General features: G+C 66.7%; 19 protein-coding genes. 3 read left to right on the top strand and 16 right to left on the bottom strand.

The window, feature by feature from the left end; translation table 11 throughout:
* Window positions 1-195: 195 nt before the first annotated feature.
* The 10 genes from AOZ49_RS25095 to AOZ49_RS25050 form a co-directional block, all read right to left on the bottom strand.
* Window positions 196-1917, bottom strand: coding sequence for a ShlB/FhaC/HecB family hemolysin secretion/activation protein (locus tag AOZ49_RS25095; RefSeq protein WP_082380582.1), 1722 nt, complete (start codon window positions 1915-1917; stop codon window positions 196-198).
* Window positions 1918-2077: 160 nt separating this feature from the next.
* Window positions 2078-3475 (bottom strand): 4Fe-4S binding protein, encoded by a 1398-nt coding sequence (locus AOZ49_RS25090; RefSeq protein WP_054429696.1) that lies wholly within the window; start codon window positions 3473-3475, stop codon window positions 2078-2080.
* 48 nt (window positions 3476-3523) lie between these two features.
* Window positions 3524-4372, bottom strand: a complete 849-nt coding sequence (locus tag AOZ49_RS25085; RefSeq protein ID WP_054478406.1) for an FTR1 family iron permease — start codon at window positions 4370-4372, stop codon at window positions 3524-3526.
* A 13-nt stretch (window positions 4373-4385) separates the two neighbouring features.
* Window positions 4386-4739, bottom strand: a complete 354-nt coding sequence (locus AOZ49_RS25080) for a cupredoxin domain-containing protein (protein ID WP_054429509.1) — start codon at window positions 4737-4739, stop codon at window positions 4386-4388.
* A gap of 2 nt (window positions 4740-4741) precedes the next feature.
* Entirely contained in the window at window positions 4742-5278 is a 537-nt protein-coding gene (locus tag AOZ49_RS25075) for an iron transporter (protein WP_006393588.1), read from the bottom strand.
* Window positions 5279-5502: 224 nt separating this feature from the next.
* Window positions 5503-6072: a polyhydroxyalkanoate synthesis repressor PhaR gene (gene phaR / locus AOZ49_RS25070; RefSeq protein ID WP_006393587.1), complete on the bottom strand. Its 570-nt coding sequence runs from the start codon at window positions 6070-6072 to the stop codon at window positions 5503-5505.
* A gap of 120 nt (window positions 6073-6192) precedes the next feature.
* On the bottom strand, window positions 6193-6930 hold the full coding sequence (locus AOZ49_RS25065) for a 3-ketoacyl-ACP reductase (protein ID WP_006393586.1): 738 nt from the start codon (window positions 6928-6930) through the stop codon (window positions 6193-6195).
* Window positions 6931-7012: 82 nt separating this feature from the next.
* Window positions 7013-8650 carry a class I poly(R)-hydroxyalkanoic acid synthase gene (gene phaC / locus AOZ49_RS25060; RefSeq protein WP_054429510.1) on the bottom strand — a complete coding sequence of 546 codons (1638 nt, stop codon included), beginning with the start codon at window positions 8648-8650 and terminating at the stop codon, window positions 7013-7015.
* A gap of 123 nt (window positions 8651-8773) precedes the next feature.
* Window positions 8774-9538, bottom strand: a complete 765-nt coding sequence (pgeF, locus tag AOZ49_RS25055) for a peptidoglycan editing factor PgeF (RefSeq protein ID WP_054478404.1) — start codon at window positions 9536-9538, stop codon at window positions 8774-8776.
* Window positions 9526-10524, bottom strand: a complete 999-nt coding sequence (locus tag AOZ49_RS25050; protein ID WP_054429512.1) for an RluA family pseudouridine synthase — start codon at window positions 10522-10524, stop codon at window positions 9526-9528. The genes pgeF and AOZ49_RS25050 overlap by 13 nt, the downstream gene beginning before the upstream one ends.
* Before the next feature lie 107 nt (window positions 10525-10631).
* Between AOZ49_RS25050 and AOZ49_RS25045 the strand changes: the two genes are divergently transcribed.
* The gene (locus AOZ49_RS25045) at window positions 10632-11420 is read left to right on the top strand and encodes an outer membrane protein assembly factor BamD (RefSeq protein ID WP_006393582.1); all 789 of its coding nucleotides are present in this window, start codon (window positions 10632-10634) and stop codon (window positions 11418-11420) included.
* Window positions 11421-11518: 98 nt separating this feature from the next.
* On the opposite strand, the gene AOZ49_RS25040 is transcribed toward AOZ49_RS25045, so the two are convergent.
* Window positions 11519-13606: an ATP-dependent DNA helicase gene (locus AOZ49_RS25040; protein WP_054429513.1), complete on the bottom strand. Its 2088-nt coding sequence runs from the start codon at window positions 13604-13606 to the stop codon at window positions 11519-11521.
* Between the two features lie 229 nt (window positions 13607-13835).
* On the opposite strand from AOZ49_RS25040, the gene tex reads away from it, so the two are divergent.
* Together tex and AOZ49_RS25030 are read left to right on the top strand one after the other, a co-directional pair.
* A complete protein-coding gene (gene tex / locus AOZ49_RS25035; RefSeq protein WP_054478402.1) occupies window positions 13836-16217 on the top strand; it encodes an RNA-binding transcriptional accessory protein Tex in 2382 nt (793 codons plus the stop codon).
* 314 nt (window positions 16218-16531) lie between these two features.
* On the top strand, window positions 16532-17035 hold the full coding sequence (locus tag AOZ49_RS25030) for a hypothetical protein (protein WP_054429515.1): 504 nt from the start codon (window positions 16532-16534) through the stop codon (window positions 17033-17035).
* A gap of 97 nt (window positions 17036-17132) precedes the next feature.
* On the opposite strand, the gene AOZ49_RS25025 is transcribed toward AOZ49_RS25030, so the two are convergent.
* The 5 genes from AOZ49_RS25025 to AOZ49_RS25005 all read right to left on the bottom strand — a co-directional run bounded on the left by AOZ49_RS25025 (window position 17133) and on the right by AOZ49_RS25005 (window position 21610).
* Window positions 17133-18485, bottom strand: a complete 1353-nt coding sequence (locus AOZ49_RS25025; protein WP_054478401.1) for a tryptophan--tRNA ligase — start codon at window positions 18483-18485, stop codon at window positions 17133-17135.
* A gap of 142 nt (window positions 18486-18627) precedes the next feature.
* Window positions 18628-18951 carry a DUF3325 domain-containing protein gene (locus AOZ49_RS25020; RefSeq protein WP_054478399.1) on the bottom strand — a complete coding sequence of 108 codons (324 nt, stop codon included), beginning with the start codon at window positions 18949-18951 and terminating at the stop codon, window positions 18628-18630.
* Window positions 18952-18957: 6 nt separating this feature from the next.
* Entirely contained in the window at window positions 18958-20676 is a 1719-nt protein-coding gene (locus AOZ49_RS25015; protein WP_082380581.1) for a PepSY-associated TM helix domain-containing protein, read from the bottom strand.
* On the bottom strand, window positions 20673-20954 hold the full coding sequence (locus tag AOZ49_RS25010) for a DUF3649 domain-containing protein (protein ID WP_006389389.1): 282 nt from the start codon (window positions 20952-20954) through the stop codon (window positions 20673-20675). Before AOZ49_RS25010 ends, AOZ49_RS25015 begins: the two co-directional genes overlap by 4 nt.
* A 23-nt stretch (window positions 20955-20977) precedes the next feature.
* Complete coding sequence (locus AOZ49_RS25005) at window positions 20978-21610, bottom strand: DUF4198 domain-containing protein (protein WP_054429518.1); 633 nt, start codon at window positions 21608-21610, stop codon at window positions 20978-20980.
* Window positions 21611-21625: the final 15 nt, after the last annotated feature.

Raw genomic sequence — 21625 nt, 5'->3', positions numbered from 1 at the left:
CGTCGACAACAATCCCTCCCGCGACCACGGGTCCGACGAGCGTGGCCAACCCCGCCAGCCGGATGGCGCGCCATATGTTGATCCAAAGGCGTGTTCCGCTCATGCGGCGGCCTATCGGGCCAAGCGCCATCCGCAACGCATCGAAGACATGGACGGAAATGAGGAGGCGGTGTTTCATGGATCACGTCTTTGAAATCAGATTTCCAGATTGACGCTGAATCCGACCGTCAGCCCCGAGGTTTGAAAATCATGCGGTTTACGGAGCGGCACGCCAGCGAACGCGTCATAGCCAAGTCTTTTCCAGAGCGCACCGCGTACTCCCAGGGCGCCTCCGGCCAGCCAGCGCCCGACCAGGTACCGCGCCCCCTGGCCACCGACCCAACCGTAGTCCGCCGCCACATACAGCGCGTCCGTCTGTGAAAGAGCATTCCAGGCCAGCTCATTGCGCCAGAGCAGTCCGTGTTCGCCGGACAGCATCTGCTCGCCGTCAAAGCCACGCACCGTATAGCGCCCGGCAATGGCCATGCGATCTTGTGGTGTCAGTGCGTCCGGGCTCCATTGGCCTCGAACGGTCGCGAGATAGCGCCAGCGCTGCGCTCCCAACACAAAGGGCTGGTCGAACGAGACTTCGCCAGACAGCGCGCCGCCGCGCGCGCTGCCACTGCCAGACGCTTCCTCGGGGGCCGCGATGGCGCCGAACGCGCCGATGCCATGCCGCCAAGCGATGTTTGCGTCGAGCGTGGCGCCACCGAGATAATTGCGCTGGCTGACGCCGAACTCCCAGCCAGCCGTGCGCCGCCGTTGCTGCTCGATGTCGATCTCGTTCACCGCGTTGGTGGCGTACTTGCGATAGACGCGCAGATTGACCGTCGTCTTGTGCGACTGGTTGCGATGTATCAGCCGCGAGACCGAGACCTGCAAGCTCGCGCTCTTGCCGCTGTAGCGGAGCACCTCGTTGGCATTGGGAATGTTCTGGTGATAGACGTAGTTGTTGTAGGTCGCGGAGACGGTCCAGTAGCCCGCCGGGAAAACGTAGTTCAAGGCATTCGAGCGATTGCCGAACGGTCCTTGCTGAAATACGTTCCTGCCGACGTTGGCATAGAACAGATCGTTGTGCGCAAAGGGCGCATCCACGGCCAACGTGGCGGAACCGAGATACCGGCCGGTGCTGTCCGACCCGCTGTCATCCAGGCCGATACTCAACCGGACAGGGCGGCGTTCCTGCCAGCTCACCAGCAGATCGCTGGAGCCACCGCGCTGCCCGGGCGTGATCCGGATATCGGCGTCCGCGCTGGGCACGCGCTTGAAGTTTTCCAGGCCCTGCTCGATATCACGCAGATTGAGCAGGGCTCCGGATGACGCCGGGATGGCATTCCACAAGCGGCCGCGCCATGAAACCGGCTCATCGAATCGGATATCGCCAATGCGGCCAGGCAGCAGCGTCAACACCAGGACGCCGCGGGTAAGGTCCTGTTCCTGGGCCACGACCCGAGTCGTGACGTAGCCTTCGGCCAGGATGGCGTTCTGTATCTGGTTGACGGCCGTGACAATGCCTCGCCCGCCCAGGCAACGGCCTGTCGCACCCGCGGCGGCATCGAGCGCCCATTGAAAACCGGCGGCGGAGTCGCCGGTCAGCCGTAGGGAATCGATGACGAAGCAGGGGCTTTCATCGGCAGGGTAATCGGAAGGGGATCCCGCGGGAGGGAGAAGATGCTCGTCGACCTGCGGGGTATTTTGCAGTTGCAGAGCGCGCTCACGCTCCTGCTGACGCAACTGCTCGCGGGCATCAATGGATATCGCTTGTTGCGAAGAAGCCTTGAGCGCGGAGTCGGCGAAAACTGGTGAAACGACGGCGGCAAGAGCCAGACACCCCAGCCCCACAACGCATAACAGCCCACCGCGACGACCGCACCGCATCCCTGCTCCTTGATTTCGCGGAGCCAGAGTATCAACAACTTACGGGCCTACGTAATTGTTAAATGGTCGTACAAATTCAAGCGTCAACGGCCGCCTGCGGAAAATGGCAGGCGGCATTTGCCGTGCGGAACGGGCAGGTTTTCCGGTGATTGCTCGGTCTTTACCAGATGGCGAAGAACAGCACCCAGGCCCAGCAGAACGGCGCCAGGCCGGCGGCCAGCACCAGCCACGCCGCGCTCTTGCGCGCCAGGCTTACCGGGCGCTGGTTGAGCAACCGCGCGAACAGGCGCAGGGTCCACAGCACGGCCAGCGTCAGCAGCGTGAAGCGCACCGGCGCCGCCCAGGCCGCGCGCACGCCTTCGTGCTTGAGCAGGTTGATGGTGGTGGCCGACAATCCCAGGAACACGCCGATGCCGGCCGACGGGATCAGGCCCTGCGCCAGCTTGTGCAATCCCGGGCGGAACCAGCCGCCCGCGGGTTGCCCGTCCACCGGCGCCGCCGGCGCCAGCCGGTCGGCGATCCACAGCGACAGGAAGCTGGCGCCGCCGATGCAGATCGTGGCGCCCACCACGAACATCATGATGCCGGCGCCATCGAGCCAGGAAAAGCTGTCGTTCACTTCCGGATAGTGCGTCAGGATGAACCACGGCGCGTTGTCCATCAGCGGCCACATGATGTCGTGCTCGACCAGCCAGGTCGCGGCCCACTGCTTGGCCGTCACATACCAGGGGCTGGCGCTCCAGAGGAACGCGCCCATGGCGATACCCATCAGGCCGAAGCACAGCAGCACGGTCTGCCAGGGTTCGCCATCGGTGACGCTGACGACTTCTTCCTCGGGCGAACGCGGCGTCAGTTCGATGGCGCCGCGATAACCGCTGCAGCGGCCGCACACGTGACAGTCGCCGGCACCCTTCATGTGACGCAAGGGCACCAGCGGCGCACAGTTGATGGGTTCGATCCGGATGACCGGATGGCGCCACTTTTCTTCGTTGACCTTGAAGTGCCACGGCGCCAGCTTGGCCAGCAGGTTGAAGACGCCGTTGACCGGACAGAGGTACTTGCACCAGACCCGCTTGCTGCGGCCATAGCGCCAACCGACGATCATCGCCGCCACGGTCGAACCGCCCAGCACCGCCAGCACCGCCAGCGGGTACTGGTAGACACTGACCAGCTGGCCGTAGATGGTGGTGAGCGCGAAGGCCACGAACGGCCAGCCGCCCCAGCGCATCCACTTCGGAATGGCATGCCCCTGGCCGCGTTCGCTGGCCCATTCGGTGAGCATGCCCTCCGGACAGAACCAGCCGCACCAGGCCCGCCCCAGGATCGGCATGGAGATCAGCACGAACGGCCACCACACGCCCCAGAAGGCGAACTGGGCCACGATGGTCAGGTTGTTGAAAACCGATGCCGAATTGTCCGGCAACGGCATGATGGCCGGCACGATCAGGAGGAAAGCGTATATCGCAACAATGCCCCACTGCAGCTTGCGCAACAGAGGGGCATGGTCTCGGAGAAAGTCGGCGATACGGGAGGTTGCCCTCCCGAGTGCAGCTGCCATGGTCAAACCTTCATTAATTCAGTCCGATGAATGGGTCGGAATCGGCGGTCAGGAAGCGGCGCGGGTGGCCGCGACCGGCGCGGGCTTGCCGCCGACCCAGCGCAGCAACGCCCAGACCACGATCCAGTACGCAACCCACAACAATACCGAGATCAGGGCAGGCAAGGCGCGATAGCCCGCGAAATCAGCCAGAATCTTGCCAACGCCGGTGCTGTCGCTCAACAGCCACGAGCTGTCCCAGACCGGGTCGATGATGGTCGGCAGCACGTCCAGCGAAATCAGGTGATCCAGGCCGCCCACCAGCAACGAACCGGCCAGCAGCAGCAACAGGATTTCGGTCACGCGGAAAAAGCGGCGCCAGGTGATGAGCTTGCCGCCCAGCTGCAGCAGCCAGAAGGTCAGCAGCGCCACCAGGAAACCGGCCACGCCGGCCAGCGCCAGCATCAGCATGTCGCTGCCGCCCTCGCCCGCCGCGACGGTGCCGTACAGGAACACCACGGTTTCGCCGCCTTCGCGGGCCACCGCGATCGCCACCAGGACGAACAGGCCCCACCAGTTATCGTTGGCCACCGAGGAACGGGCGCCGCTTTCGAGCTCGCCCTTGAGGGTGCGGCCGTGCTTCTTCATCCACACGACCATCTGCACCACCAGCACGCACGCCGCCAGCGACATGATCGCCTGGAACCATTCCTGGCCTTCGTCGCTGAGCCACGACGACACGCCCAGCAGCACCAGCGCCAGCGCGATTGCCAACGCCAGGCCCGCGCCCACGCCACCCCACAGATACTTCAGTCCGCGCTTGCCTTCCGGCGTCGCGCGCAGCCAGGTGTACAGAATGCCCACCACCAGCATGGCTTCGACGCTTTCGCGCCAGACGATGAAAAGAACCTGTTCCATGTAATGCGGCCGCCTATTCCTTGGGCTTGACGATCAGGGTGCCTTTGACCGCCTGGTGAAAATCATCGAAGAACGGATACTCGCCGGGGCGCGAGATGGTGATGACCACGAACGACTTGACGCCGGGGCCGAGCACCTTTTCCTTGCGCAGCGGAATGCTTTCGAATTCGACCGGCTCGTTGCTTTCGTTGATCAGTTCGATCTTGAAGCGGCCGGCCGGGACTTCCAGCGTGGCCGGTTCAAAGGTGCCGTTGGGCTTGAACGTCAACGTGAAGGTAGGCAGTTCGTCCGCCTGCGCGGGCGCCATGCCGGCCAGGCCAGCCAGGCTGATCAGCAGCGCGGTGATGACGCGAGACAGGCGACGCACGATCAGTAACCGCCCTTCTTGCCGGTGCCGGCGTAGACGAAGTCATATTCGAGTTCGATCGGCTTGAACCAATCACCCACCCCGGTTTCCTTGTCGATGTGGCGACCGAAGTGGTTCATCTTGTTGGCCGTCGGCGGCAGGATGGTGTACTTGAGCTTGTACTTGCCCGGGCCTTCGAGCTTGATGTTCTCGCCGTAGTGCGGGCCGTCGTTGGCCACCATGGGCATGAGCTCGCCCTTCTGCACGTTCTGGCTGCCGACCTTCTGGATTTCGTAGTTCACGACCAGGTAGGGCATCCATTCGCCTTCCGGGAAACCGGTGGGGTTGCCGGCGGTGGCGTGGATGTCGGCTTCCAGGTGGACGTCGGAATCCTTGGCGGGACGCATCATGCCCGGGGGGTCCATTTCGATCGGTTGCAGGTAGACCGCGCCGATTTCCATGCCGCCTTTTTCCACGGGCTTGCCGATGGGGTATTCGGCCGCTTGGGCGGCGGACACGCTCAAAGCGACAATGGCCAGCGCCAAGGCTTTCTTCATCATGTGGGTCATCCTCAAAGCTCGATTGAAACGACGGTGTTCAAAACATAAACAAGAACCGTTTGCATTAATGTAACGAAAAAATCTGACATATCCCTGAATCGGAATAGTCCGAAACAAGAGGATGCTTGCATCCGGTCAAGCCAAAAGAAAGCCGGCGGAGCAAAATTGCGCCGCCGGCTGGCCGGTTTTCAGGTCCGCGGCCAGGCCGCGGTCCGGAGGATCCGCTACGGCTTGCGGCCGCCGCCCTGCGAACCGCCTGGCGTGAACGGGAAGTTCGAGAACATGGCACGGGTCTGGTCTTGCATCTGGTCCTGCATTTGCACGAACAGGTTTTTGCTCTGGTCGATGTAGTTGTTCATCATGTTCTGCAGCATCGGCGTCTGCACGTTCATGAACTGGGTCCAGGCCTCGGGGCCGAACTGGCTGCCGTACAGGCCCTTGGACTGCTCGGCCATGCGTTGCTGGATTTCCATGAAGGCCTGGATGTTCTTTTCCAGGTAGGAGCCCATGATGCCCTGCATCGCGTGGCCGTAGAAACGGATGATCTGCGACAGCATGTTCGAGGAGAACATGGGCATGCCGCCGCTTTCCTCTTCGAGGATGATCTGCAGCAGGATGCTGCGCGTGAGGTCCTCGGCGCTCTTGGCGTCGACGACCTGGAATTCTTCGTTGGCCAGGACCAGTTGCTTGACATCCGCCAAGGTGATGTAGGTGCTGGTCCGGGTGTCGTATAGGCGACGGTTGGGGTATTTTTTAATCAGGCGCAGGCTGGCGCCGGTTTGTGCTTGCGTCATGGTTGTCCCCGGATCGGGCGATCTCTAAGACTTCGAATAGGGTGAAGTGTAATGCCGCGGCGCCTTCTCCCCGAAGCGCCGCGGCCTGGAAAGGCCGCCCCGCGGGCGACCCGCGATGGGTCAGCCCATGTGCAGGCCGCCGTTGAGCGAGAAGTCCGCGCCGGTGGAAAAGCCGGACTCGTCGGAAGCCAACCATGCCGTCATCGACGCGATTTCCTCGGGCGTGCCGAGGCGGCGCACCGGGATGGTGGCGACGATCTTCTCGAGCACGTCGGGCCGGATGGCGCGCACCATGTCGGTCCCGATGTAGCCGGGCGAGATGGTGTTGACGGTGACGCCCTTGCTCGCGACTTCCTGGGCCAGCGCCATGGTGAAACCATGGATGCCGGCCTTGGCCGTGGAGTAGTTGGTCTGGCCGAACTGGCCCTTCTGGCCGTTCACCGAGCTGATGTTGATGATGCGCCCCCACTGGCGCTCGACCATGCCGTCGATGACCTGCTTGGTCACGTTGAAGAGGCTGTTCAGGTTGGTGTCGATGACCGCGCGCCAATCGTCGGCGGTCATCTTCCGGAACAGGCCGTCGCGGGTGATGCCCGCGTTGTTGACCAGCACATCGACCTGGCCGAGTTCCGCCGTGATCCGCTCGAAAGCGGCGACGGTGGAATCCCAGTCGGACACATTGCCGACGGAAGCATGGAAGGTATATCCCTGCGCCGCCTGCTCATCCAGCCATTGCTGGTAATTGCGGCTCGGGCCGCAGCCTGCCACGACGCGAAAGCCCTCTTTGGCCAAGCGTTGGCAAATAGAGGTGCCGATCCCGCCCATCCCGCCTGTAACGTAAGCCAGTTTTCCGCTCATTGGACTTCCTCCTGTGTGCGACGGACGCCTCGTTGATTGACTTCTACTTCTTATTGGCCTGGGGCCCACCGCAAGCGCGGCTTCAGGCGGCCCTGACCTTCACATACCTGCCAGGCGCCGGCTCGATCGGCCGGTATCTGGCGTTACCTGATTTTGCACGAGCCTTGACCTGCTTGCCGGAATGCCCGGCCAGCCAGCTGGCCCAGTCGGGCCACCAGCTGCCCGGCTTTTCCTGCGCCTGCGCCAGCCAGGCGTTGGGATCGCCCGGCAGCGGCCGGCCCTCGGCGCCGGCGCCTTCGGCCACCCAGTAGCTGCGGCGCTTCTTGGCCGGCGGATTGACCACCCCCGCGATATGGCCCGACGCGCCCAGCACGAAACGCTGCGGACCGCGCAACACCTGGGTCGAGGCGTAGGCCGAGACCCACGGCACGATGTGATCTTCGCGCGAACCGAAAATATACGCCGGCATCGACAGGCGCGTCAGGTCCAGCGGCAGGCCGGCGGCCTGGGCGCGACCCGGCACCTTGAGATTGTTCTCGAGATACGTGTTGCGGAAGTACCAGGAAAAGAACGGGCCCGGCAGGTTGGTGCTGTCGCCGTTCCAGAACAACAGGTCGAAAGCCGGCGGCTTCTGGCCCTTGAGGTAGTTGCCGACGACGTAGTTCCAGACCAGTTCGTTGGGCCGCAGGAACGAGAAGGTGGTGGCCAGGTCGCGCCCCGGCATCAGCCCGCCGGCGCCCAGTTGATGGTCGCGCAGCAAGGCGTGGGCCTCGTCGACGAAGACGCTCAGGATGCCGGTGTCGTGGAAATCGAGCAGCGAGGTCAGCAGCGTCAGCGCCGCGACCGGATGTTCGCCGCGCGCCTCGGCCAGCGCCAGCGCCGAGGCCAGCATGGTGCCGCCGACGCAGAAACCGAGGGCATTGACCTGCGGCTGGCGCGTGATGTCGCTGGCCACGCGCAGCGCCTGCAGCACCGCGTCATCGAGATAGTCGGACCAGGTGGCGCGGTCGACACCGTCGGTGTCGCTGGCCAGCGGATTGCGCCAGGAGATCAGGAAAACGGTGAAGCCCTGCTCGACCGCGTGGCGCACGAACGAGTTGTCGGGCTGGAGATCGAGGATATAGAACTTGTTGATGTTCGGCGGCACGATCACCAGCGGCACCTCGTGCACCGTGGCCGTGGTCGGCGCGTACTGGATCAGCTGGAACAGCGGATTCTCGAACACCACCTCGCCGGGCGTCACCGCGACGTTGCGGCCGATCTCGAACTGGGCCTCGTCGGTCTGGGTGATGCGGCCTTTCTTGACGTCGCCCAGCAGATTGGCCAGGCCCTCGTTCAGGGCGCGGCCGGCGCTTTCGACGATGGATTGCTGGGCATCGGGATTGAGGGCCAGGAAGTTCGACGGCGACAACGCGTCGACCCACTGCATGATCGAGAACCGCAGCCGGTCGCGCATCGGTTCGCTGACCTGGGCGGCGTCGACCATGCGCGACATGGCGCGGGCCGACAGCAGGTAGGTATGGGCCATCAGCAGGTGCTGGCCATTGGCGGCCCAGGCCTCGCCGGCGAAGCGCCGGTCGGCCAGCGGGGTCAGCGCGCCGCGACGGGCGTCGTCGCACAGCCGCTGCCATTCGCGCGAGAATTCAGCCTGGATATCGGCCAGGACGTCCGGAGCCACGCTCACCGGAAGGGGCCCTGAGGCGGAGAGATTGGCATTCACTTCGACACCTTGTTATCGAGACTTCCCGATTGATGTTGCATGTCGGGTTCAGCGCTGTCAATGCGGGTATTCAATGAGGCCAGCAAGGCTAGCCGCCCGCGCGTGCGGCCGCTTTGCGCTGGATCAGTCCGGATCGAGCCAGGCCAGCAAAGCCATCCTGCCGGTCTCGCTGTCGCGGCGGTAGGAAAAGAAGCGCCCGGCGTCCGCCACGGTGCACAGGCCGCTCAGGGTGACGTCCTGCACGCCGGCCCGGCGCAGGCGGAATTCGGCCAGGCCGGCCAGGTCGGCCAGCCATTTGCCCGGCACGCCGGGACGCGGCCGGAAATAGCGCTCGGCGGCGGGATCGTACGCCATGAAGGCGTCCAGCACGTCGCGGCCGACCTCGAAGGCGTCCGGCCCGATGCCGGGGCCGACCCAGGCGCGCCAGGCGGTTGCGCCCGGCGCCTTGGCGCGCATGGCGGCCAGGGTGTTTTCCAGCACGCCGCCGGACAGGCCGCGCCAGCCGGCATGGGCCGCGCCCAGGACGCGGCCATCGGCATCGGCGATGACCACCGGCAGGCAGTCCGCCACCATCACGGCCAGCACGCGGCCCGGCTGGGCGGTGACGCTGGCGTCCAGCGCCGGCTCGTCGGGCAGGTCGGCGGCGTCGGCGTCGATCACATCGCTGCCGTGCACCTGGCGCAGCCACAACGGCTCGGCCGGCAGCGCCGCGCGCAGGCGGCGGCGGTTCTCGGCCACGGTGTCGGGATCGTCGCCAGCGCGGCGGCCCAGGTTGAGGGTGTCATGCGGCGCCACGCCCACGCCGCCGGCGCGGGTGGTGCAGAAATAGTTGACGCCGGCCCAGGCGGGGCCGGTCACCACGGGCAAGCCTTCCATCACGCGTTCCATGCGATCGCTTCCTGAACCAGGGTCATGTCGGCCGGCATCGGGGCGGCGAACTGGACCTCGCCGCGCCCGCCCGGATCGTCGAAATGCAGGGCGCGGGCGTGCAGCATCTGCCGCTGCGCGCCCGCGATGTTCTTGCCGCCGTAGATCGTGTCGGCCAGCAGCGGATGGCCGAGGCTGGCCAGATGCACCCGGATCTGGTGGGTGCGGCCGGTTTCCAGGCGGCAGACAACCTCGGTGACGCGGCCGCCGGGATCGACCTGGCCGCGGCGCGCGGGGGCGTAGTGGGTGATGGCGGGTTTGGGCGCCACCGGCCGCTCGACGCTCATGCGCACCGGCACGCGCGGATCGCGGCCGATCGGGCGGTCGACCTTGCCGGCGGCGGCCAGCCAGCCATGCGCCAGGGCGACGTATTCACGCCCCATGCTGCGCGCCTGCAACTGGCGCACCAGGTGGGTCTGCGCGATTTCATTGCGCGCCACCACCATCAGTCCGGAGGTGTCCTTGTCCAGCCGGTGAACGATGCCGGCGCGGGCCACCTGCGCCAGTTCGGGGTAGCGATGCAGCAGGCCGTTGAGCAGCGTGCCGCTCCAGTTGCCGGCGCCGGGATGCACCACCAGGCCGGCGGGCTTGTTCACCACGATCCAGTCGGCGCTTTCGTCGACCACGGGGAAATCGATCGGTTCGGGGGCGAAAGCCAGGGTTTCGGGCGCCGGTTGGGCCCAGACCGTGAGTTCGTCGCCCGGCCCCACCGTCTGGCGGATCTTGCCGGGCGCGCCGTTGACGTGGACGTTGCCGGCCTCGATCCAACCTTGCAGCCGGCTGCGGGAATGATCCGTCAACAGACCGGCCAGCACCTTGTCCAGCCGGTCGGCGCGAGTGCCCGCGGGCACCGTTACAAATTGCGGTTCGCCGCGCGGGTTTTCGCCGGGAAGGCTCAGGAGTTCATCGTCGGAAACGAGATCTGCGCTGATGGCTGTATCAGACATGGAGACAAATCATATAATCAGCCTGCCATGCTAACACCAAGGATACGATTCTCGTGATTCACCACTCCGCAGCTCCCTTGAACCCCGCCTCCCGAAGCGGGTCGGTTTTGCGCGTGGTTATCGCGCTATTTGCCGTCATCGCGATCGCCGGTTGCGGTTCGACCAACAGCAAGTACGACAAGACCACCAACTGGAGCGCCGAACAGCTCTACGCCGACGCCAAGGCCGAAATCTCCTCGGGTGGCTGGAAAGAAGCGCGCGAGCGCCTGACCGCCATCGAGAGCCGCTATCCCTTCGGCGTCTACGCCCAGCAGGCCCTGCTGGAACTGGCCTACGTCAACTGGAAGGACGGCGAAAACGAACAGGCGCTGGCCGCGATCGACCGCTTCCAGCAGCTCTACCCCAACCATCCCGGCACCGACTACGCGCTGTACCTGAAGGGCCTGATCAATTTCACGCCGGCCAGCGCGTTCATGAGCAACATCACCGGCCAGGATCCGGCCGAGCGCGACCCCAAGGGCCTGCGCGCGTCCTATGACGCGTTCAACGACCTGATCAAGCGCTACCCGGACAGCAAGTACACCCCGGATGCCATCAAGCGCGTCGCCTGGCTGGTCAACACCATCGCCATGAACGAAGTGCACGTGGCCCGCTACTACTACGAGCGCGGCGCCTACATCGCCGCCGCCAACCGCGCGCAGACCGTCATCACCGACTTCGAGGGCGCCCCCGCCACCGAAGAGGCGCTCTACCTGATGGTGCAGTCCTACGACAAGCTCGGCATGACCGAGCTGAAGAACGACTCGCAACGCGTGTTCGACAAGAACTTCCCCAACAGCTCGTTCAAGGACAAGGGCCTGAAGGCCGACAAGAGCTGGTGGAATCCGTTCAACTGAACACCGCCCGCATGGGAAAAGCCCCTCGATCTCTCGAGGGGCTTTTTTTTGCTCTGTCGTCCTGGCGTCCTATTTTTGAGGACGTGCTGCCCGCCGCCCTATTCCTGCTTGCGGCGGTAGAAGGCCAGCACCTCTTCCAGTTCGCGCGTCCGCGCGAACGGCGGCAGGCCACGCCAGAGGCGCTTGCCGTAGGGCTTTTCGACCAGGCGGGCATCGCCCACCATCAGCACGCCCCAGTCCGATTCCGTGCGGATCAGGCGGCCGGCGCCCTGCTTGAGCGAGATCGCGGCCTCGGGCAGCTGGTATTCCGAGAACGGATTGCCGCCGTGGGCGCGACAGGCCCGCAGCCGCGCCTCGATCACCGGATCGTCCGGCGGCGCGAACGGCAGCTTGTCGATCGCCACCAGCGTCAGCACGTCGCCGGGCAGGTCGATGCCCTCCCAGAAACTGGCGCTGCCCACCAGCACCGGGTGCGTCAGCTTGCAGAAGCGGTCCAGCAGGTCGCGGCGCGTGCCCTCGCCCTGCTTGAGCAGCGGCCAGTCGTGGCCGGCGTCGTCGAAAGCGTCGGCCAGCAGGTTGGCGACCTTGTCCACGGCGCGCAGCGTGGTGCACAACACCAGCGTGCCGCCCGGGCTGGCTTCCAGCAGCGGCAGCAGCGTCTGCACGAAGCGGTCCAGGAACTGCGGCGATTGCGGCTCGGGCATGCCGCGCGGCACGAACAGCAACGCCTGCTCAGGGTAGTCGAAGGGTGATTCCCACTTGCCGGTGCGGGCGCGATCCAGCCCCAGCTGGCCGGTGAAATGGGTGAACTCGCCGTTCACCGACAGCGTGGCCGAGGTCATGATCCAGGCCTGGCCCGGCTTGCGGTATTTGGAGAACGCCTGCGCCACAGACAGCGGCGCGGAATGCAGCCGCACGTGATGCTGGCCATGCTCGACCCAGCGCACCGCCGGGCCGGTCCATTCCACCGCCGCGGCTGCGCCTTCGAGAATCGCGGCGGGCGTGGACAGGCCATCGCCCAACGCCGATTGCGGCGCCGGCGCGGGCGCCTGGTCGTCGCGGCCCCAGCCTTCGTCGTCGAAGCCGGCGCCGTCGCGGCCCGGCGTGGCCCAGCGCTTGAGGCGCACGGCGATCTCGGCGCCGCTGCGGGCGGCGGCCACCAGGTCGGGATGGCGTTCGGCGACCGAGCCCAGCGCGTTGGTGGCGATGTCCACCGCCTCGCGCAACACCGCCAGCGCGGCATCGAACTCGTCGGCATTGGGAATGGCCTCGAACGTGGCCTTGCGCCCCGGCAGCCGCTCGAGCGGCGCACAGACCAGGCGCAATTCGCGCGTGGCCGTTTCCAGGTGGCGCGCGACGTCGCTCCATTTGGTGGCTTCGCGCGCATAGGCCAGGCCGGCGGCCTCGAGCGCGCGGCCGAAGTCCAGCAGTTGGTGGGTCGACACGCTGCTGCCGAGAAAGCGGGTGGCCGTGTCGGGCAACTGGTGCGCTTCGTCGAAGATAACGGTGTCGGCTTCGGGCAGCAGGTCGGTGACGCCCTCTTCGCGCAGCACCAGGTCGGCCATGAACAGGGCGTGGTTGACCACCACCACGTCGGCCTCCTGGGCCTGACGGCGGGCCTTCACCACGAAGCAGTCGCGGATGCGCGGGCACTCCTGGCCCAGGCAGTTCTCGCGGGTCGAGGTGACGCGCTGCCAGATATCGGCGTCTTCGGGCACTTGCGCCAGGTCGCCGCGGTCGCCGGTCTTGGAAATGCCTGCGAACACCTGGATCTGGCGCAACTGCTGGATTTCGGTGCGCGACTTCAGCGCGCGTTCGTCGCCCTGCAGCCGTTCCAGGTGGTAATGGCAGACATAGTTGCCGCGGCCCTTGAGCAGCGCGGCGGTGACCGGCGCGGCCAGCGCGGCGCGCACGCGCGGCAGGTCGCGGGTGAACAGTTGGTCCTGCAGGGTGCGCGTGCCAGTGGAAATCAGCACCTTGCCGCCCTGGATGAAGGCGGGTACAAGGTAGGCCCAGGTCTTGCCGATGCCGGTGCCGGCCTCGGCCACCAGCGTGGCGCGGTCCTGGATGGCCTCGCCTATGGCCTGCGCCAGTTCCACCTGGGACGGGCGCGGCTTGTAGCCGGGCATGGCCGACGCGAGCGGGCCGTCCTCGGCGAAGAATTCGGAGATGTCCAGGTCCAGCATTGAAACAGCCAGGCATCGCGGTCGACCGCGCGGATCGACGGTCGGGACGCCTGGCCCTGAATAGGGTGGGAAAGGACCAAATGATACCCGCTGGCGCCGCTCTTTTCCGCCGATCGCGTCGCAAACGCCGCATCCCGTGGGGACGGATGTGTCCCGCCTGGCACGTTCTGTAACAACGGCTTATGGCACAATCCGCCCCTTGTTTTTCCTTTTTTGCCGTCGTATCGAGATGTCTGAAACTTCCGTTATCACGAACGTCGCCGCCGGCGTCGACAATGCCCGTATCGTTGCCCAGCTCGCCACCGAGCTCGGCGCACGCGCCTCCCAGATCGCCTCCGCGGTCGAACTGCTGGACGATGGCGCCACCGTGCCCTTCATCGCGCGCTACCGCAAGGAAACCACCGGCGGCCTGGACGACACCGTCCTGCGCAACCTGGAAGTGCGCCTGGGCTACCTGCGCGAGCTCGAAGAGCGCCGCGGCGCGATCCTCGAATCGATCTCGCAGCAAGGCAAGCTGACGTCCGAACTGCAGCAGGAAATCGCCAGCGCCGACACCAAGCAGCGCCTGGAAGACTTGTACGCGCCGTACAAGCCCAAGCGCCGCACGCGCGCCCAGATCGCCCGCGAGGCCGGCCTGGAGCCGCTGGCAGACGCCATCCTGGCCGACCCGGCCTGCGATCCGGCCGCGCTGGCCGCGCAATACCTGAATCCCGAAGCCTCGATCAACGACGCCAAGGCGGCGCTGGACGGCGCCCGCGACATCCTGGCCGAGCGCTACGCCGAAAACGCGGACCTGCTGGCCGACATGCGCGAGCATCTCTGGTCCACCGGCTACCTGTATTCCAAGATGGTCGAGGGCAAGGAAACCGAAGGCGCCAACTTCCGCGACTGGTTCGACTTCAACGAGCCGCTGCGCACGCTGCCTTCGCACCGCATCCTGGCGCTGCTGCGCGGCCGCCAGCAAGGCGTGCTGGAAATCCGCCTGGGTCTGGAAACCGAGCTCGAAGCGCAGCTGCCGCACCCCTGCGTGGCGCGCATCGCCGGCTTCCTCAAGCTCGGCAACGGCCTGTTCGCGCTGGACGCCTCGCCGCGCGCGCGCTGGCTGGGCGAAGTGTGCCGCTGGACCTGGCGCGTCAAGCTGGTGACGGCGTTCGAAAGCGAACTGGTCGGCCGCCTGCGCGAGACCGCCGAGGCCGAAGCCATCCGCGTGTTCGCCGCCAACCTGAAGGACCTGCTGCTGGCCGCGCCGGCCGGCCCCAAGGCCGTGCTGGGCCTGGACCCCGGCATCCGCACGGGCTGCAAGGTGGCCGTGATCGACCGCACCGGCAAGGTCGTCGATACCTCCACCGTCTACCCGTTCGAGCCGCGCCGTGACCGCGACGGCACCATCAATACGCTGGCCGCGCTGGTCGCGCGCCACAAGGTCGACCTGATCGCCATCGGCAACGGCACCGCCTCGCGCGAAAGCGAGAAGCTGGTGGGCGACATGCAGGAGCGTTTTCCCGACCTGAAGGTGACGCGCGTGGTCGTATCCGAGGCCGGCGCCTCGGTGTACTCGGCATCGGAAACCGCCGCGCTCGAATTCCCCGACCTCGACGTGACGCTGCGTGGCGCCGTGTCGATCGCGCGCCGCCTGCAGGATCCGCTGGCCGAACTGGTCAAGATCGATCCCAAGGCCATCGGCGTCGGCCAGTATCAGCACGACGTCAATCAGCGCGAGCTGGCGCGTTCGCTAGACGCCGTGGTCGAGGATTGCGTGAACGCCGTGGGGGTCGACGTCAACACCGCCTCCGCCGCGCTGCTGGCGCGCGTGTCGGGCCTGAACTCGCTGCTGGCCAAGAACATCGTGGCCTGGCGCGACGAGAACGGCGCCTTCCCCACCCGCGAACTGCTGCGCAAGGTGCCGCGCTTCGGCGACAAGGCCTTCGAACAGGCCGCCGGCTTCCTGCGCATCCCCAACGGCGACAATCCGCTGGACGCCTCGTCGGTGCACCCGGAAGCCTATCCGGTGGTCGAGCGCATCGTGGCCAAGATCAAGGCCGAGGTGAAGCAGATCATCGGCCAGCGCGACGCGCTCAAGGGGGTGTCGCCGTCTGATTTCACGGACGAGCGTTTCGGCCTGCCGACGGTGCGCGACATCTTCGCCGAACTGGAAAAACCCGGCCGCGATCCGCGTCCCGAGTTCAAGACCGCGCAGTTCAAGGAAGGCGTCGAGACCCTCAATGACCTGTATCCCGGCATGGTGCTCGAAGGCGTCGTGACCAACGTCGCCAACTTCGGCGCGTTCGTCGACATCGGCGTGCACCAGGACGGCCTGGTCCACATCTCGGCGCTGGCCGAGAAGTTCGTGAAGGATCCGCGCGACGTGGTGCGCGTGGGCCAGACGGTCAGCGTGAAGGTGCTGGAAGTGGACGTGGCGCGCAAGCGCGTGGCCCTGACCATGCGCATGAACGACGCCGCCGTGCCGGCCCGGCGCGGCGCCGACGCCCCCAAGGGCGGCGATCGTGGCGGCCGCCGCCCGCAAGGCGACAGTGGCCGCGGCAACGCCGGCGGCGGCAGCGGCGCGATGAACAGCGCCATGGCCGACGCGTTCGCCAAGCTCAAGCGTTGATCCCCCTCCCCTGGCCGGCTCCCGCGGGAGCCGGCCAGGCGGCATCCGGAAGTCCCCCAACCGGCGCTCAGGCGCCGGTTGTCATTCAACTAAGGACTTTCCCTCAAAGCTTCCCCTTCCTTGCGTTGCCTCAAGCCGGGCGCAACAAAAATAAGGGAAAATATCGAATTGTGTCCAAATAATAATAAGCCGGCGAATCGGGCTCACCCGGCGGAAGCAAACCCATGATCAGGCGAGCTGCGGCGCAAGCGTCTATCGGGTCGAAGCACAAGAAAAACAGCGCCATACCTGAGAGACCGGAGATCCGTCCCGCCATGCGCAACACGATTACGCTTGCCGCCAACGAAACGGCAATCATCACCGAGAAAGAAGCCAGCCTGAGCGGCGCCTACAACGAAGTCACCCTTGGCCAATATGCCCACCTGACCGTGGACGGCGCCGAAGTCACCTTCAAGCACATCACCCTGGAACGCCTGGGCAGCCGCGTCATCGAGCTGTGCAATGGCGCGCAGCTGCACGTCGGCGCGCTGGGTTTCGCCAGCATGGGTGCCAGCATCATCTACCGCATCGGCGCCGGCTGTGCGCTGACCTTCGACGCCAGCCAATGGGATCCGGAAGTCGTGGCCAACACCACGTTCGATTTCGTCAGCCAGGGCAGCGGCACGCTCAAGTACTTCCCGTTCATCAACCCGGAATGGCTCGACTGTCCCACCGTGACGGGTTATTCGGAAGGCGACATGCTGGAAATCGCCGGCCAGGGCAGCGCGCAACGATTCCAGGTGCGCGACGGCCGCATCGTTTCCGCCAACGGCCGCTAGGCACGGCGCCCGGCGCGCGGCACGGCGGCCTTTCCTTGCGGATACAAACGACAAGGGCGGCGCGATGGCGCCGCCCTTGTCCTGCGCCCGCGCGGCGTTATTCCTGCGCCATCGAGCGCAGCGCGTCGCGCGCCTTCGCCAGTTGCGCCTGGACGTCGCCCTGGGCGCCGGCGGGCGCCGTCGCCACGGTGGCGCCGTCCAGCACCGCCGCCAGGCCCTCGGCCGTGGCTTGCAGCAGGGTCTCGGGCGATTCCGCCTGCAGGCGGCGCATCAGCGCGCCGGCTTCCTTGGGATCGGCAAAGCGCTGCGACAGCAGCAGTTCCTCGCCATCGGCGGCCAGGAAACGGAAGCGGAAGCCGCCATCCTCGTCGCGGAAGCTGACGAAACGCGCGCCCTTGCCCTTTTCCTTCTTGGCCGGCGCGTCCTTGCCCGGCGCCTGCGCGTTCAGGTTGCGCAGGCCGACGGCCTCGCGCAGCTCGCGCATCATCGGCACCGCCAGCTTGCGCGCCTTGACGGCGCCGGCCTGCAGCACGTCCTCGATGCGGCCGGGGTTGGCCATCAGGTCGAAGTAGCGCTCGCGCATCGGCGCCAGCAGGTTCTCCAGGTGATCGTAGAGCGCCTGCTTGGCTTCGCCCCAGCCCAGGCCTTCCTCGAGCTGCTTGCGGAAGGCCGCGGCCTGTTCGTGCGTGGCGAAGGCACGGTAGATAGTGTACAGGTGCGAGCCTTCGGCGTCCTTGGGTTCGCCCGGTTCGCGCGAGTCGGTGACGATGCGCATGATCGAGGCGCGCAGCGCCTTGGCGCCGCCCTCGAACAGCGGGATGGTGTTGTTGTAGCTCTTGGACATCTTGCGGCCGTCCAGGCCCGGCAAGGTGGCCACGTCTTCTTCGATGGCGACCTCGGGCAGCGTGAAGTATTCACGGCCGTACAGGTGGTTGAAGCGCTGGGCGATGTCGCGCGCCATTTCCAGGTGCTGGATCTGGTCGCGGCCCACCGGCACCTTGTTGGCGTTGAACATAACGATGTCCGCGGCCATCAGCACCGGATACGAGAACAGGCCCATGGTCACGCCATCATCGGGATCCACGCCCTTGGCCACGTTCTGGTCGACCGAGGCCTTGTACGCGTGCGCGCGGTTCATCAGGCCCTTGGCCGTGACGCAGGTCAGCAGCCAGCTCAGTTCGGGGATCTCGGGGATGTCGGATTGACGGTAGAAGGTCACGCGCTCGGGATCGAGCCCGACCGCCAGCCAGGTGGCGGCGATTTCAAGCCGCGAGCGGGCCACGCGGGCCGGATCGTCGCACTTGATCAGCGCGTGGTAGTCGGCCAGGAAGAAAAACGCGTCGACGCCCGGTTGCGTGCTCGCCTGGACCGCCGGGCGGATCGCGCCAGCGTAGTTGCCGAGGTGGGGGGTTCCGGAGGTGGTGATGCCAGTGAGGACGCGGGTGTTCATGGACGATGCGGGCGTTTGCTTGGTGAAACACCCAGTGTAACGTGCCGCGCGCGGCGCCTGGATGGCATGGGATCGCCCGGGCGCGGCGGCGGCCCTTCCCGGCCGGGTTCGACGCCCACGGGGCGTCAGGGCAACGCCGCGGCTACAGGACGGCCAGCAGCGGCGCGGCCAGCGCGCACAGCCCGCCGGCGGTCAGCGCCGCGCGCGGGCGGAAGGTCAGGAACCAGATCAGCAGCAGGCCGGCGATGCTGAGGATGCCGATCCATTCAACGGTGCCGTAGCTCCAGCCCCAGACCGCGGCCGAGGCGCACAGCGACAATGCCAGCGCCAGCCAGCCGAAGGTGCGCAGCGGCACGCGGTGGCGGCGCGGCAAGGCGCGGTCGAACAGATCCTCGTAGTGACGATCCATGCCCAGGCACAGGGCGGAGAATCCCGCGCAGGCAAGGCAGAAGGCGGCGAGCGTCATGGCGTATCACCTCGGTTCATAGGCGGCTTCGGAAGGGGAATGCGAGGGCGTCAGTTCGGACGTGGCGGCGGGGCGGGTGCGAGCCTGGACGGGCGCGGCAGGCGCGGCGGCCGTGGCGGGCCTGGACGTCGCGGCAGGCGCGGCGGCCCGGGCAGGCGCCTTGGCCGCGCCCTTGGCCGGCGCCTTGCGCGCGCGGGCGGCCTTGCGCGCCATCCAGCCCAGCAGCAGCGCGCCGGCCAGGCAGGTCAGGTCGAATCCCGCCATGACCCAGTCGCCCGCCGGCAACGACACGCCGAGGTGGCGCGAGGTGGTCAGGGCATTGACCACCGGCACCAGCGCCAGCGAAGCGGCGGCCAGCGTCAGCAGGTCCACCCACTTGCGCTTCTGGAACAGGAACGCATACACCAGCGACAGGCCCCAGGCGGCGAAGAACGCGCGCACTTCCCACAACTGGCGGCCCGGCAGGTCGGCCGGCACCAGGCGGTTGGTCCAGAAGAACGCGGCGACCGCGATGAACAGGCCGGCGATGGTGCCGGCGTTCAGGCCGTCCACCAGGCGCAACGAGAAGGCCTCGCGGGCGCCGGGGCGCGCTTTCTGGCGGCGCTTGGCGATCCACAGCACCAGGCCGGAACCGACCATGCCGGTGCCCGCCAGGCTGACCAGGAAATAGAACCAGCGCAGCAGCGGCTCGGCGAACAGGCCCAGGTGCAGGCCGACCACCACGCCGGCGGTGCGCACGGTCGGGCTCAGTTCGTCCTGCCCTTCCTGGAACGCGCCGGTGACGCCATCGAAGCGCGCATACGGCGCGAGCCGGCCATAGGACACGCCATCGGCCGCATCGCGCGTCACGGTGACGGTGGCGCCGGCATCGCCGGGGTTGTTGACCGTGACGCGGCCCACGCGGCCATGCCAGCGCTGCTGCACCTGGTCCACCAGCGGCGCCAGGGCAACGAGAGGCGCGGGTTCGTTGCGCGGCGGCGTGACCTTGAACGCCGCGAACACGTCATCCGAATACTGGCGCGGGTTTTCATAGACCGCCATGATGCCGGCCGGCATCAGCATGGCCATGAACAGCACCAGGCCGCTGAAGGTGATCATCAGGTGGAACGGCAAGCCCAGCACCGACAGCGCGTTGTGGCCGTCCATCCAGGCCCGCTGCCCGCCCTTTTTCGGACGGAAGGTGAAGAAGTCGGCGAAGATCTTCTTGTGCGTGATGATGCCGCTGATGATGGCCACCAGCATGAACATGCCGGCGATGCTGGCGAGCCAGCGCCCCCACGGGAACGCGGTCTCGAGTTCGAAATGGAAGCGGTAGAAGAAGTCGCCGCCGCGCGTCTCGCGCCCTTCGACGGCCTGGCCGGTCCGCGGGTCGAGCTTGGCGCGCACGAAGCCGCGCTCGCCCGGCTTGGGCTTGGGCACCTGGTACAGCAGCTGGATCACCGGTTCGCGGTCGGTCGGCGGCGTGATGAACCAGCGCTTGGCGTCAGGCGCGTGCTCGGTCAGGTAGCGCTGCGCCATGGCCACGGACTCGAGCGTGGGCGCGGCCTGCACCTGGATCTCGGGCTGCATCCAGCGGGTGATCTCGGGCCGGAAGAACGACAGCGTGCCGGTCAGGAACATCGCGAACAGCACCCAGCCGAAGATCAACCCCGACCAGGTGTGCAGCCACGACATGGATTGGCGCAGGCCCTCTTCGCCTTGCGCTTTTCCGTTAGCGGGTTTCATGCGCCCCCCACCATGCGGCCGATCAGGAACAGGCCGCCGAACAGCGCCGCCGGCAGCAGGATGCCAGCCCAGGCGCGCCAGGCGTTGCGGGTGGCGAACACCCAGATGACGCCACAGGTGTAGACCACGAAGGCCGACATCTGCGCCGTGACCACGGCATCGGCGCGCTGCATGGGCAGCCAGACGGCCAGGCAGGCCGCGGCCGCCGAGGCCAGGCCGTAGCCGCCGAGGATGGCGGCCAGGGCCCGCGAGGCCACGGCAAGACGGTAGCGCATCATGCCTGCGCCGGCTGCGGGAGCTTTCACTTGGTCACGTTGAAGGTCAGGGTGGAAACGTAGCGGATCTTGGCGTAGGCCTTGCCGTCGGCCTCGCCGGCCTTGTCCTCGACGTGGGCGGCTTCCAGCACGTACTGGCCCGGCCACGGCGTGGTGATCTCGATGCGGCCGTTCTCGTCGCTGTGGAAACGCTTTTCCCACTTCGGCGGGCCGAACACGGTGACTTCGGTCTTGGCGAGCGGCTTGCCCTTGAACTGCAGCACGAAGGTATTGCTGCCCGCGGCGGCCGGCACCAGTTCCAGGTCGAGCTTGCCCTGGGTGTCTTCGCGGCCGGCCTTGGCGCCGTACTGCATCAGCGTGTCCTTGAACTGGATCGGCTGCGACAGGCGCACGTCGCCCTTGCCGGCGGCGGCGAACTCGACGAAATCCGCGCCCTCGGCCGACGCCTTGAGCGCCTTGCCGTCGGCGCCGGTCACCACCGGCGCCACCAGGACCTTGCCCAGGAGGCCGTCGCGCTTTTCACGCAGGTCGTCCGCCCATTCGCCGAAGTACGCCTTTGCCGGGCCCTGGTCGGCCCGCTCGAGCCAGACGAAGTGCGCCTGCGCCGCGCCGGCGCTGCCCAGCAGCGCAATGGCTGCCAAAGTCCTTGCGAATTTCATTGTCGATCTTCCTGT

The organism is Achromobacter sp. 2789STDY5608615 (assembly GCF_001298995.1).
GTDB classification, from domain to species: domain Bacteria; phylum Pseudomonadota; class Gammaproteobacteria; order Burkholderiales; family Burkholderiaceae_B; genus Achromobacter; species Achromobacter insuavis.
The sequence above is the reverse complement of the archived record's forward strand: the minus strand, read 5'-3'. Positions and strand labels throughout refer to the sequence as shown.